The organism is Thermosediminibacter oceani DSM 16646 (assembly GCF_000144645.1).
Taxonomy (GTDB): domain Bacteria; phylum Bacillota; class Thermosediminibacteria; order Thermosediminibacterales; family Thermosediminibacteraceae; genus Thermosediminibacter; species Thermosediminibacter oceani.
In genome coordinates this window covers 1,555,061-1,568,453 of record NC_014377.1, presented here as the reverse complement: position 1 = coordinate 1,568,453, position 13,393 = coordinate 1,555,061, and the positions used below count along the sequence as shown (strand labels likewise).

Below are 13,393 nucleotides of genomic sequence, written 5' to 3'. Positions count from 1 at the left end.
GCCCCACTAATGTTTATGTTTTCCGGAGGAGATACGTAAATGTTTAGTCTAGTTCTAGATACGTGTAAAAACATTGTCGATACGTATATGGAAACATTTAAACCTCTTATCGAAAAATTCAATGCCGAGGTAGTTGTAATAAGTGATGGTGAAATTGAATCCGCATTGGAGCAAGAATATCCTGTTTACGAATACTTTGGCGATTACAGTAATTTGGAAGAATATTGTTTTTCCCTATGCCGAAATGACCACATAATTATAATTAGAAACGGTTGGAAACTTGAACAAAAGTTTGTAGAAAACTTGGGAGAAAGTCTTTTAATTTTGGACAAGAACACCTTTATTACATGTAAATGTAGAATTTACTATAGCCCAGATAAGTTTGCGGAAATAAAAGTGCCTTTAGTCTTCAATAAAAAAAATACCGAAGCTGTGGAAAAAAGTATAGATTGTGTAATAGAAGATTATGGTTTGCTTGAAAGTTGTATAGAAAATATTGAGAAAAATTTATGGAAGCTGATAAAATATAAAGCTTACGATATCGTTTATAATTGGTGGAGATATATTTCAGAAGAGGACAAGGATGGTAATCTGAGATTAAAGTTTCTAGAGGCGTTGGAAAAAATTAAACTCAAGCTTAATCTAGAGGAACAATATAAAATTGAGGACCTTTTTAGAAACGAAGAATTTGGAGAGTATAAAAAGTACTTAAATACAAAAAGATTGTATTTGGAAAAAAAGGAAGGCTACCGCGATCTTGTTAAAAATAATATTAAAAAGTTAAATGTATCGAGTAAGAACACCTTTTTAACCTATTTTATTCCTCTATTTATGGAAGATGGCGATTTATTGATTTATTTTTTGGAAACCATCGGTATGGATTTAACAAAAACTTATATATCATATTTTCTTTCTTCCCATGAAAATTTTTATGATAAGTTATATAATTTTTTGATTTCCATAGACCTTCCCAAGGAAATAAAAATGAAGAACAACAAAAGAGTGTATTTATTTAAAGAAATAACCAGGACTTATATAACGGAAATGTCTGCAAAAGCGGACGATATAGAAAAAAAACAGAAATTGGTTCAGGTCTTCGTCGATTATACCAATTATGCTATTTATACAGTAAATGACCGCATGAGGAAAAACGCAAATATTTTCATCGATCAGGAGACCAAATTCATCATAGAAATCGATAAGGCTATCGGAAAGTTAAACCAGGGGAATATAGAAGATGCCATAGATTTATTGCTTAATGCCGCCAAAATTTATCCTGCAATGGAAAAAGCCATTATGTATTACATACAAAAACTTCGAATTGAAAATCAGGTAAAACCATATAAACTTAGTATTTGCATGATCGTAAAAGACGAAGAAAAAAACCTGGATCGTTGCCTTTCCAGTCTAAAACCGCTGGTCGATTCCGGGTTAGCCGAACTTATAATAGTGGATACAGGGTCGAAAGATGATACAATTTCAATTGCTAAAAAATATACCGACAAAGTATTTTTGCATCCCTGGCAGGGTAGCTTTTCCGAAGCGCGCAACTACAGCATATCCCTCGCCCAAGGGGAGTATATATTCATAATAGACGCCGATGAAGAACTTGAACCTGAAGGGGTAAATGAGCTCATAGAAACATTCAATTCGGATGGGTATTGGAAATACAGTACTTACACATTAAAAGTAAAAAACTTTAGCAACGTTGAACTAACTAAATACAGCATTAACACTCAAGCCCTTATATTCAAAAATGATGGAACCTTTTATTACGAGGGTAGCGTCCACAATCAACCGATGTATAAGCTTCCGATAAAGCACCTCGACGCCGTCGTGCTCCATTACGGTTATATAATGGCCGATGAAGAGGTAAGGGAGAAAAAATTTAAACGAACGGCCACTTTACTGAAAAAAGAGCTCGCCAAGGATCCGCACAATATATATTACAGATTCCAGCTCAGCGTTAGCTACGGTATGTACGGCGATGAAAAAGAAGCATTGCGGCATGTGCAGCAATATATGGAAATATTAGAAAACAAAGAGGTCGTAACTCCCCGGGAACTTATGTACTATGCTCACGCTGCCAGAGTTTATTTGAGAAATTTAATGTACGATGACGCATTAAGGATTTGCGACAAAGCACTTAAAATCCAACCAGATTATATAGATTTAGTATTTTATAAAGCCGCAGTTTTATTTAAGAAAGAAGAATACGAACCTGCCATAAAATACCTGAAAAATTACTTGGATCTTTACGACGATTTTCTGCAGCGGGATATAGCCGGCAACGATTCATTGGTATTTTATACCCTAGATTCAAGAAATGAGGCTTTAAAAATGCTTCTGATTTCATACTACAGATTGAAAAAATATACCGAATGTATCGAGTTAGGACTATCAGTTATTGACTATCAGCTGCTGCCGGAAATAGCGACAATCATGATCGAATGTGCTTTCGAATCGGAGAGGTATAAGGAACTAGCAGATATATACAAAAATATAGTCCTTACCTTTAATGAGCGCGAACTAAGGGATTCGTTTGTTTACCTTATGCAAGAAATTTTTAAAAAATTCACTCCGGAAAAAGTTAGAAAGTGTCTGGAGGCTTTTAGAAATCTCGACATTGAAGACGATTTCATCGATTTACTAAAAGTAAATGATATCCTCAATACGGGTAATTCGGAAGACCTGGATGCATATTTTATCGGAATTGATAAAATAGATAAAAACATACTGATCGACGTAGAAATGCTCAAAAAGTATAAAAACGCGTTAAAATTTACCCTTATAAACCCATTTATAGTTGATAGTTTGCCCGATGAAAGGATTTTAAGCCTTCTCGATACTTATTTAGGTACACTGTGCCAGCTAGTGGCAAATAACAGAGAAGACTTGCTATCCCAAAAAGAGCTTTTATTCCTAAATTCGATCCTTGACGCACTCGATGAACTCAGCAAAAAGAACCCGGGTAATGCTTTAAAATATATTAAACTCGCCGCATCTAGTTATGAAGAAATTGCAAAGCCTCTAAACATATTTGTTGCAAACATGTTTCGAACGTAGGTGGAGATTTTCTGAGTAAAATTGGCCAATAGATAAGAAATCTGTCGATAAAATGTCACAATAAAATGATTTGGACAAAAATGGAGTTTATCAGAGTTAAATTGCAATAAATAAAACGGCGATAACTATAGTGGAAGAAAAATTTCGGTCCGGCCGGCCGAAGGTATTCCGCAGGGAAGCGGAAAATAAAAAATCAAGGAGGAAAATATTATGAGGATTAACCACAATATCAGCGCCCTTAATGCTTACAGGCAATTGACCATTAACAACACCTCCATGCAGAAATCCCTTGAGAAACTGTCATCCGGATACAGGATCAACAGAGCAGGAGACGATGCTGCGGGTCTTGCAATATCGGAAAAGATGAGGGCTCAGATCAGAGGTCTCAATATGGCTGTTAAAAACGCTCAGGACGGCATCTCTCTGATCCAGACAGCCGAAGGAGCTTTAACAGAGACCCATGCTATACTGCAGAGAATGAGAGAACTTGCTGTGCAGGCTGCCAATGATACCAACACTGTGGATGACAGAAAGGCACTTCAGGAAGAAGTAAACCAGCTGATTGCCGAAATCAACAGGATTGCGGATAATACAGAGTTCAATACGCAGAAACTTCTCGATGCTTCTTTCACCGGCAAAGTATTCCATATCGGCGCCAACATTGGACAGTCTATAACTATAGGCATTGCGGATATGGATGCAGCCGCTCTCGGTGTAGATGCTGTTGCTATAACTAACCAGACCGGCGCAAATACCGCAATTTCTACAATAGATGCTGCAATCAAAACTGTATCCGATGAGCGCGCGAAACTAGGCGCTTACCAGAACCGCCTGGAGCACACCATCAACAACCTCTCGGTGGCTACCGAAAACCTCACCGCTGCCGAATCCCGTATCCGCGACGTAGATATGGCCAAGGAAATGATGGAGTTCACGAGACAGAGCATACTGAACCAGGCAGCGACGGCAATGCTTGCTCAAGCCAACATGTTGCCGCAGTCGGTACTCAAACTATTGGGCTAAATTTAAAAATAATATATAGTGCCACGGCCAAAGGCCCCGGTTCCCCGGGGCCTTTTGAATATTATTAAGTTAGGTATTAAGAATTCACAAGGAGAAGGTTTTTTTCTAAATCATTGCTATGCGACGTTCTTCAGAAATAATTTTATCAACACACAAAAACGGCTTTAGAGCGTCAAAAACAACTCTTACCTGAAGAAAGTCATAAATGTCTTTTGAGAAAATTACGTACAGGCTGAAGATCAAAAGCCTACATTTTCATTGACGGTTGACACAAATATGAATTTTACTGTGATGGAGGTATTCTACTCCTACGTAAAAACAAAATATTAATCTTTTCTTTAGATCAAGTCCAATTTTTTGTGTAAAATTCCCTCTGAAACCACCTTTTCCTTTACTTTTTTCGAGCTTTCTTTTTGCCACTCAAAGTATTCGGCCATATCTAAGTATTTTTTTTCCAGAAGCCCATTTTTCGTCCTGTTTCATAAGTAATGCTCCAATTAGACGAATAGCTAATTCACGGTTTGGAAGATTCTTAAAACCTTTCACTTTGGCGTATTTCTTCGTTTAGCCGCTTCTTTCCCGTTTGTGGTTCGAAGTCTTTTCCTATACCGCTCGGGAAACTCTAATACCGCTATAGCATCTTCAAATCCAGATTCTAATACATCCATGGCCTTTGGTGTAGCCTTTTTCGTTTACACCAACGGCGATTAATAGGTTCCGCTTCGAACCCGGCCATCTTCCCTAACTCTTATAACCATAGCATCTACTATGACGAAGGGGAATTTCTTTTCTCTAAGAGGACTGGAATTCCAGGCTGTAACAATAGGGTCAAGGTTTTTGCAAAGCTCGGAGATTGTAGATTTTGAAAACTCGGTACCGCAAAGCTCGTATGTAGATACGCCGTTAACCACCATTTCCATTAATGCCAGTAAGAGGGCTTGTTTGCTTCTGTGGTAACGGCGAAAGATGTCAGTAGTTAGCTTACCGTTGCGGAGCATGGGGATCCTTAACGTAAGGGTACCGACTCTGGTGACTAAATTTCTCGGATAGTATCCGTTACGGTAGGCTTGTCTTTCTTCGGTTCTTTCATAAGGTTCGGCTTTGATTTGTTCGGTAGCCTGGGCTTGGAGTATTTGGTTGAGTATGGACTCCAATAGTTTGGCCATCCCCTCATCTTTAGCTCCCTTTAGAAAAAGGTGGTGCAAAATTTCAGAATCGATGGTAATATTATATTGAGCCATTTCTCATCCCTCCAGTTAGGTTTTTGTGTTGGCAATTTAATTCTAACCAGAGGGATGGGGGTGGCTCAACACCATTTTACGCAATTATATGGACTTAACTCTTATTCCTACAATTGAACCTTTGGAAATATATAGGCAATACGCTTATCCTAGAGGGGGATTATATGGACTGGCAAGAAAAGTATTTAGAGAAGCTGGACGCGATATTAATGATAAGTAAAATATAAGCCCTAGGGAAATCCTAACGATCATTCCCAGGGATTTATATCTTTAGCTAGAAAATGGTTTCGGCTATCAAGATTAATATTAACGAAACACCCCATCCGATGGTAGTAGGTATTGACCATGTTAGAGTTTGTTCTTTTACGTTTTCTATCCCTAAAAGCCTATTTACTACCCAGAAAAAGCTATCATTAAAATAAGAAAATATCATTGCGCCGAGTGCGGCGGCTTGGGCTGCTATTAAAGGATTTACCGAGAGATTTGCCAGGATGGGGGCTGTAATCGATGCTGAAGTAATCATAGCGACTGTACCGCTCCCTTGTACAAGACGTACAAGTGTCGCTACAAAAAACGGTAGCAGGACCGGCGGCATGGGCGTACTTGCAATAAGATTTGCGATGTAGTTTCCGACTCCGCTATCCCTCAATACCTGTCCCAGAGCTTGGTGGAATCCCGCCGTGGAGGAGCAGGCCGCCGACCGGGCATACAGGATGGGGCAGGAAAACAATGTCCAGGTTTTCAGGCTAATAACTCGGGGCACCATAGAAGAGAAGATCGACGAGCTTCAGAAAAAGAAGAAGGATCTTATAGGTTCGACGTATCGGAGGGTGAAGTTTTCATAAATTCCCTTTCGAAGGAAGAAGTAATGGAGCTTTTTAGGATGAATTGATTTTGCCAACGCGTCGGTTAAAATTTACGAAAGGCTATCGAGCTGGAATTAGGAAGAAATGTAGAGCTATAAACGAATATAAGATATTATTCTTTACGGCGTTAGTAAGCGGAGAAAGCGTTGCGGGTAAGAATAAAATCCGCAGTAATATTTTCATAAAAATTTTCACTAGAATTCATTGTGAATTTTTCGTATTACCCGTATAATTAAATTAAGCAAAGAATACAATAGGAAGGAGGGATAGACTGTGTTAGGAGTGGGCGATGCAATTATGAGAAGAAGATTTTTTGATCTTAAAGATCTGGTTTCGTATATGATCTCCGTTAGTGATTTGGGGAGAGGAAAGGCGTCTAAAATTATAGAAGAAGTTGCTAATAGGAAAGAGCACTATATAATAATTAAAAATAATAAGCCTCAGGCGGTAATTATACCTATTGATCAGTATGATGAACTTATGGAAGCGCAGGAAGAGTTAGAACTTCTACAGCTTGCAATTGAAAGAATGAAAAACTTAAAAGAAGAGGATCTTATACCATTTGATGAAGCTTTAAAAGAAGCTAGTTTAAACGAAAAAGAATTAGAGCAGTACATTGATTTGGTGGAGATCGAATAACATGTGGCAGATTTCTTTAATACCTGAAGCTCAAAAAGACATTTTAAAACTGGACAAATCCATACAAAAAATAGTTTATGCAGGTATTAAAAAAGTAAGTCAAAATCCTCTTTCCAAAAGCGAGGGAGGATATGGAAAACATCTCGGCACCAGGAACGGCAACAACTTAACTGTTTTTTTAAAAATTAAATACAGGGGCATAGGAATTAGGGTTGTATATACACTCGTTAGGGACAAAAAGCTCATAAATATAGTTGCTGTTTCTCCAAGGGATGATGATTATTGTTACTTAATAGCAACTAAAAGAAAAAACAAATACGGAACCGCATTATTTTCGAATGGATTTTTGAAATTAGAAAAGGACTAATTAGTTGATTTTTACTCGATAGCCGGGGGTAATAGGCTCCCGGCTAAAAATTTTCTGGAGCATGGTTAGGGTAAACCTCCAATAAGTGGGATTGTATAGATTGAGCTTTCGAGAGAAAAATTGATTTAATGTTAAAAAATGGCGCGGTAAATTAAGGTAAGCAGTTATATTTGCCAAAATAAGCGATATTTCGATTTAATTTGTGTAAAAAGAAATTCGATAAACAAAATAGAAGGAGTATCTAGCTTCGCATGTGAAAAGATAAACTGCAAGTTCATTAGCCAATTTTCTAAAAAAGGGTGAAGTTTCATGCGCATAGAAGGCACAAAAAACCTCACCTTTCAGCTGGAAAAGCTCGAATACAGGACGGATTCGGGTTCAATAATTCCAGCGGAAAATCTAAAGAAGCCTGGTTCTAGAGAAAATCCACCGGGTGAAGAAGTGGTTTTTGGGGAAGAGGATTTTCAAAACCTTACCGAAAAGCTGGAGGATTTCGCTTTAGAAATTAAAAACACCCGGTTCGAGTTTTCCGTCCATGAAGAGACAAAAAGGGTAATTGTAAGGATTTACGACAAAAATACGGACGAGCTCATAAGCGAAATACCACCGGAGAAGTTTTTGGATCTTATTGCAAATATATGGAAGCAAGTAGGACTCATAATAGACAAGAGGGTTTAATTTTTATATGTCGAAGGGTAGGTGCGAATAAATGCCTTACAATACTTTAAGGATAGGCGGTCTTGCTTCGGGCATAGACATAGACCAGATTATTTCGGACCTCATGAAGGTCGAGCGCATGAGGGTCGATAAATTGTACCAGCAAAGACAGATACTGGAATGGCAGAGACAGGATTACCGGGATATAAACCTCAAGCTGAAGGCGCTCTATGACAATGTCTTTAATATGAAACTTCAGGGTACATATTTGAAATATAAGGCTACCGGCACTCTATCATCTGGCGCATCGTCGGATGTGTATTTTACCGCCGTGGCCGGTTCGACAGCTATGGCGGGAGAGTATACCGTCAAAGTGGTCGGGCTTGCCGACTATGCGAAAATAGAAAGCGGCGCGCCGATCACAAAAGAACTGCAGGGCAGTGGAATTGTATCAAATTTGACGGATACCATTAATATCTCTCCTTCAAATAATAAATTCAAAATTTCCGTGGATGGAATTATCCAGGAGATTACTCTTGGTTCGGGTAGCTATACCATAAACACTCTGGTGGACCATATTCAATCGAAATTAGATGCTTCTGACAGTCTTATAAAAAATAAAGTGAAAGTTGGGTATTTTTACGATTCCGTTGCGGGTAACTATAGGTTGACTTTTGCTCCTGCTGATAACTACAACCATAATATAAAGATTGTCCTCAATGCTGATCCAAGTGTCGATGCACTCGGAACCCTTGGTTTTTCCGATGGTGCCACGTATACAGAGATAGACCCGGCTAAATCTATTAAGGATCAAAGATTGATTTTTAAAAATGATCCTTTCGGCGGAAACGAAAATCTCACCGAATTTAAATTTACCATATACAATGGCGATAAATCTGAAACATTTACTTTTAACGTTACGGACTCAATAAACTATATTCTCTCCAAGATATCTTCCAGTGAAAACATAAAAGTTACGGCATATTACGATCCCCTAACCGATAAGGTGGTGTTCAAGTCCAAGGATACCGGTGCAAACACCAGCATAAAAATAGTGAACGAAACCGGCCATTTGTTCGGCGATGGCAGTACTCCTGGCGCTTTTAATATTGCTTCAGGAGAGGCTGCTTGGGGAACGAATTCGACCGTTGTAATCAACGGAGTTACAATGGAAAATCCCACCAACAGCTTCACCTTAAACGGCATCCAGTTCACCCTGAAGCAGGCCATGCCCGATACCGAAACCGCAACTCTAAGAATCGAATCCGACATCGACGGCGTTGTTGAGAGCATAAAAAACTTCATAAACCTCTACAACGACACCATCGACGCCATAAACAAGAAACTATCGGAAGAACGCTACCGGGATTATCCTCCGCTGACAGACGCACAGAAAAAGGAAATGACGGAGGATGAGATAAAGCTCTGGGAGGAAAAGGCCAAAAGCGGGCTTTTGAGGTCCGACCCGCTGCTTTCAGGTATAGTCAGTAAAATGAGAGAGGCGATATATACACCTATCAGTGGGTTGCCGGCAGAATTTGATTCGCTGTACGATATCGGGATAACGACGGGTAGCTACATCGAGAAAGGAAAACTGTATCTTGACGAGAACAAGCTGCGGCAGGCCCTTTCAAAGGATTTAAATGCCGTTATGAGGCTTTTTACCAACACGAATGAGACAGACTCTGCTCAAAACGGCATTGCGGTAAAACTGTACGACATCCTGAAGTCCGGCATGAAGAGCATAACCGATAAGGCCGGAGGCGGGGATTTTGAGATTTTCGACAACAGCCTGCTCGCAAAAAAGATAAGGGATATAAACGAAAGAATCGATAGTATGGAAGAACAGCTAAAGGAAATCGAAGACCGCTACTGGCGCCAGTTTACGGAGATGGAGAAGGCAATATCAGCCATGAACCAGCAGAGCCTGTGGCTGGCAAGCCAGATGGGACTTTACGGTTCGCAGTCTTAATAAGGGGGGTTATCCGTGATTAACGCATACCAGCAGTACCAGCAAAACTACATACTCTCGGCACCACCGGAGAAGCTTGTGGTAATGCTCTGCGAAGGCGCTCTGAAATTTGCAAGGCTCGCTAAGAAAGCTATTGAAGAAAAGAATTATGCGGAAGCCAACAATTATCTTATAAGAACGCAGGATATAATAATGGAGCTGAACGCCAGCCTTGACATGGAATATGAAATATCCAAAAATTTGAGGAGCCTTTACAACTTCATTTACCAGCGGCTGATAGAAGCAAATCTAAAAAAAGACGGCGGGGTTGTAGAGGAAATAGAACCTCTCTTGGAAGATCTAAAGGATACATGGCAAAGGGTATATATTGAAGTGAGCGGGTTAGGGAAAAATGGTAAGTGAAGAAAAGGACACCAACTTGACGGTCCTTCTAAAGAAAAAGAAAAATACATTGGAAAACATAAAAAAGCTCACCGCTGAAATGATAAAGGCTCTCGAAGATGAAAGACATGAAGAATTTATGGCGCTTTTGCCGCTGCGCCGGGAGGCGATGGATGAGTCGGGGAGAATCGATGATAAAATCCTTCAGGAAGCCGGCGGGCGCGAAAATTTTGCCTTAATGTTAAAAGAAAGAGAATCGGCTTTTCATGTAAACGAAATAAGAAAAGTGCTAAACGAGTTAAAAGCCTTCGATGATGAGTTAAATGAAAAGGCAAGAAAAGCCATTGAAGGCCTTCAACAGAAGATCGATGAACACTATAGAACAAAAAAGGCTTATACGAAGTATAGAAATCTCTATGAAAACGCCGTTATACCGTTCGGAGCTTTTATAGATGAGAAAAAATAGGGTATATAATTGGGAAAAAGCGGCGCTAATTATATTGCGTAGCAGCGCCGCTTTATTTTTCCGCCATCCTTAAACGCAGCATAACTGCCATGGCGTGACAGGACTTTTTGTGATATTATGGAGAAGGGCAATTACTGAGAGAGAGGGTGTACCTCTATGTCTGAAAGCATTCAGAATTTTGAGACCAAGTTTTGGCAGGCGCTAGAAAATTTATTCGTCGGAGCTGAAATAGAAGGTAAATCCGGCTATGTGAATCTTCTAAAGGCTAAATCGAAGTACTTTAGCGTAATAAAAGAAAAGCTGATGGGTGATATAGAAGGGGCTTTAGTTGTATTTCCGGATTTTAGAGAGGAACTTTATACAAAACTTTATTCTTTCTTTCATAGGTACTTTTCGGAAAGCGGAAGCATCTATTTTTCCTATACTCCGCTTTACTACAATGTTTACGAAAGAGTTTACGAAGATGAAAAAGAAAAGTGGAAAAGAGTAGAAGCCTATGATCATAGTTTTGAGAGGGTAATATCGGATAAAGAAGACGTATCGCTATTTTGGAAGACGCACATGCTTTACTACGTAAAAACTGATAGGATTATCAGAAGCATGACTGTGGAAGTTGATGGTGTTAAATTTTTCTTTGACGCCTCCAGTATTGAGCTAAAGAAAGGAAACGAAAAAAAGGAAACGATATATAGCTTCGAGAAAGTTGGAAAAGGCGGGACAATAGTTCTTAAAGTCATATATGCCGAAAACGGCAGAAAAACGAAAGCGAACGAGATACTAAAGCAATTAAAAGCAAATGGCATCAGGGTATCCGAGGAGACCTTGAATAAAGCGATAAGGACTTTTGAGAAACAGGCCGAAGTAGATTACTTCATAAGCAAGGATGCAAGCAAATTTTTGAAAGAACAGTTTGACCTGTGGATGTACCAGTACATCTTTTCTCAGGACACAAACTGGTCCGAAAAGAGAATAAAGGAACTACAGGTGCTAAAGAGGATCGCCTATAAAGTGATAGACTTTATATCCCAGTTTGAAGATGAACTGAGAAAAATATGGGAAAAGCCGAGATTTGCCTTTAACTCAAACTATGTGATCACGTTGGACAGGATAGCCAGCAGGGAAGGCGGCATTGAAGTTGTGGAAAAGATACTGCGGCACGGTGGTTTGAAGGAACAGATGAAGGAATGGAAGGATTTAGGTATAGTAAAAAGCGACTTTCAAGGGATCGAAATCATCGAAGAAGATCCTGATGGCAAGAAAAAGTTGAGCGAGGATTACAAATTTCTCCCGGTCGATACTAAATACTTTAAAGACATCGAGGTAGAAATTCTGGCGCTGTTTGACAACCTGGACCACCAGCTTGACGGCTGGCTTATAAAGAGCGAAAACTGGCAGGCGCTAAATACAATACTCCCTAAGTTTAAGGAAAAGGTGCAGACTATCTACATAGATCCCCCCTTCAACAAAGAACAGGACGCTGATTATTACTACACGGTCAAGTTTAAGGACTCTACATGGATTACCATGCTGGAAAACAGGATCAGTTTAGGGAAGGAATTGTTGAATAAAAGAGGGAGTATTTTTGTTAGGTGCGATTATAACGGTAATATGTATGTCAGGCTGTTAATGAATAAGGTGTTTGGAGAAGAGAATTTCAGGAATGAGATAGTAGTTAACAGGACAAAGAAAATTTTTGCAGGGGTTAGAGGTTATAATGTAGCCACTGATAGTTTGTTTTTTTACTCAAAGGACAGCGATTTTTACTTTGTTCCCCAATATAAACAGCGGGAAGGCAAACAAAAATGGATAAATATGCATTCTCCGGGAGAACGAAGGCCACCGGAGAGGATTATTTTGGGGCGTTTATTCTACCCTCCAAAGGGAAGGCACTGGACTTTTGTGCAGGAAAGGATTGCGGAACTGGAAAGGCAAGGGAGAATTAGAATATATGAAGAGGCAGAGTACATCGATATGTTGGGGAATAAAGTTCAAGGGATGCCTCAATACTTGACGGGGGAGATGGAACTATTAGATTCAAGCTGGACTGATATTCCAGGCTATTCCCAGATTTGCGGATTCCCAACAGAAAACTCCGAAATTCTCCTGAAGCGTGTTATAGAATCAACGTCAAAAGAAGGCGATCTTGTTATGGACTTTTTTCTCGGCTCCGGCACCACAACGGCAGTAGCGCATAAACTGAAGAGAAAGTGGATCGGAGTAGAAATGGGTGAGCACTTTTATACCGTAGTCCTGCCGAGGATGAAGAAAGTTTTATTCTACGACAAATCGGGAATTTCAAAAGAAAAGGATGTTAAGGAAAGATATAATGAGAAAAACGCAGGGGGATTCTTCAAGTATTACGAACTTGAACAGTATGAAGACATCCTAAGGACTGTAGACTATCAGGATGTGGAAAATCCGAAGGGCTTGTTTGACATCCCGGAGCTTGACGTTTACCAGGCGAAAATATTCCTCGCCGACAAGAAGTTATTGAGGGCCGTCGAAATCGATAGAGAAAACAATAAAGTGAGGCTGAACCTTGGTGCGCTTTACCCAGGCAAAAATGTAGATGTGGCAGAAACACTCTCGAACGTTACGGGTAAAGGCATAAAGAAGATTACCATGGACTATGTGGAATTCGACAACGGGAGCAGGGAATATTTCGACGATCTTGACTACAAAGAATTTAAACCTTTATTGTGGTGGGAATAAACC

At 39.6% G+C, this 13,393-nt stretch carries 9 protein-coding genes and 3 pseudogenes; 10 read left to right on the top strand and 2 right to left on the bottom strand.

Annotated features, from left to right (window positions below; genetic code table 11):
* The first annotated feature begins 39 nt into the window (after positions 1-39).
* Positions 40-3,066: a glycosyltransferase family 2 protein gene (locus tag TOCE_RS11695; protein ID WP_013276355.1), complete on the top strand. Its 3,027-nt coding sequence runs from the start codon at positions 40-42 to the stop codon at positions 3,064-3,066.
* Between the two features lie 210 nt (positions 3,067-3,276).
* Positions 3,277-4,089, top strand: a complete 813-nt coding sequence (locus TOCE_RS07960; RefSeq protein WP_013276354.1) for a flagellin N-terminal helical domain-containing protein — start codon at positions 3,277-3,279, stop codon at positions 4,087-4,089.
* Between the two features lie 338 nt (positions 4,090-4,427).
* On the opposite strand, the pseudogene TOCE_RS07955 reads toward TOCE_RS07960, so the two are convergent.
* Positions 4,428-5,330: pseudogene (locus TOCE_RS07955) on the bottom strand (transposase).
* A 274-nt stretch (positions 5,331-5,604) separates the two neighbouring features.
* Positions 5,605-5,994 (bottom strand): annotated as a pseudogene (locus TOCE_RS11965) (GntT/GntP/DsdX family permease); the annotation flags it as partial.
* A gap of 1 nt (position 5,995) precedes the next feature.
* Between TOCE_RS11965 and TOCE_RS12325 the strand changes: the two are divergent.
* The 8 genes and pseudogenes from TOCE_RS12325 to TOCE_RS07915 all read left to right on the top strand — a co-directional run.
* Positions 5,996-6,222, top strand: a pseudogene (locus TOCE_RS12325) (hypothetical protein); the annotation flags it as partial.
* A 247-nt stretch (positions 6,223-6,469) separates the two neighbouring features.
* Positions 6,470-6,835 carry a type II toxin-antitoxin system Phd/YefM family antitoxin gene (locus TOCE_RS07945; protein ID WP_013276352.1) on the top strand — a complete coding sequence of 122 codons (366 nt, stop codon included), beginning with the start codon at positions 6,470-6,472 and terminating at the stop codon, positions 6,833-6,835.
* 1 nt (position 6,836) lies between these two features.
* Positions 6,837-7,202 (top strand): type II toxin-antitoxin system RelE family toxin, encoded by a 366-nt coding sequence (locus TOCE_RS07940; RefSeq protein WP_013276351.1) that lies wholly within the window; start codon positions 6,837-6,839, stop codon positions 7,200-7,202.
* A gap of 309 nt (positions 7,203-7,511) precedes the next feature.
* The gene (locus tag TOCE_RS11690; RefSeq protein WP_013276350.1) at positions 7,512-7,880 is read left to right on the top strand and encodes a flagellar protein FlaG; all 369 of its coding nucleotides are present in this window, start codon (positions 7,512-7,514) and stop codon (positions 7,878-7,880) included.
* Positions 7,881-7,911: 31 nt separating this feature from the next.
* Positions 7,912-9,831: a flagellar filament capping protein FliD gene (fliD, locus tag TOCE_RS07930; RefSeq protein WP_013276349.1), complete on the top strand. Its 1,920-nt coding sequence runs from the start codon at positions 7,912-7,914 to the stop codon at positions 9,829-9,831.
* Positions 9,832-9,846: 15 nt separating this feature from the next.
* Entirely contained in the window at positions 9,847-10,233 is a 387-nt protein-coding gene (fliS, locus tag TOCE_RS07925; RefSeq protein WP_013276348.1) for a flagellar export chaperone FliS, read from the top strand.
* Entirely contained in the window at positions 10,223-10,678 is a 456-nt protein-coding gene (locus TOCE_RS07920) for a hypothetical protein (protein WP_013276347.1), read from the top strand. The genes fliS and TOCE_RS07920 overlap by 11 nt, the downstream gene beginning before the upstream one ends.
* Before the next feature lie 156 nt (positions 10,679-10,834).
* A complete protein-coding gene (locus TOCE_RS07915) occupies positions 10,835-13,390 on the top strand; it encodes a site-specific DNA-methyltransferase (RefSeq protein WP_013276346.1) in 2,556 nt (851 codons plus the stop codon).
* The last annotated feature ends 3 nt before the right edge of the window (positions 13,391-13,393 follow it).

Coding starts and splice junctions, on each gene's coding strand:
- TOCE_RS11695 (WP_013276355.1), top strand. CDS start 40: ATGTTTAGTCTAGTTCTAGATACGTGTAAAAACATTGTCGATACGTAT.
- TOCE_RS07960 (WP_013276354.1), top strand. CDS start 3,277: ATGAGGATTAACCACAATATCAGCGCCCTTAATGCTTACAGGCAATTG.
- TOCE_RS07940 (WP_013276351.1), top strand. CDS start 6,837: ATGTGGCAGATTTCTTTAATACCTGAAGCTCAAAAAGACATTTTAAAA.
- TOCE_RS11690 (WP_013276350.1), top strand. CDS start 7,512: ATGCGCATAGAAGGCACAAAAAACCTCACCTTTCAGCTGGAAAAGCTC.
- fliD (WP_013276349.1), top strand. CDS start 7,912: ATGCCTTACAATACTTTAAGGATAGGCGGTCTTGCTTCGGGCATAGAC.
- TOCE_RS07920 (WP_013276347.1), top strand. CDS start 10,223: ATGGTAAGTGAAGAAAAGGACACCAACTTGACGGTCCTTCTAAAGAAA.
- TOCE_RS07915 (WP_013276346.1), top strand. CDS start 10,835: ATGTCTGAAAGCATTCAGAATTTTGAGACCAAGTTTTGGCAGGCGCTA.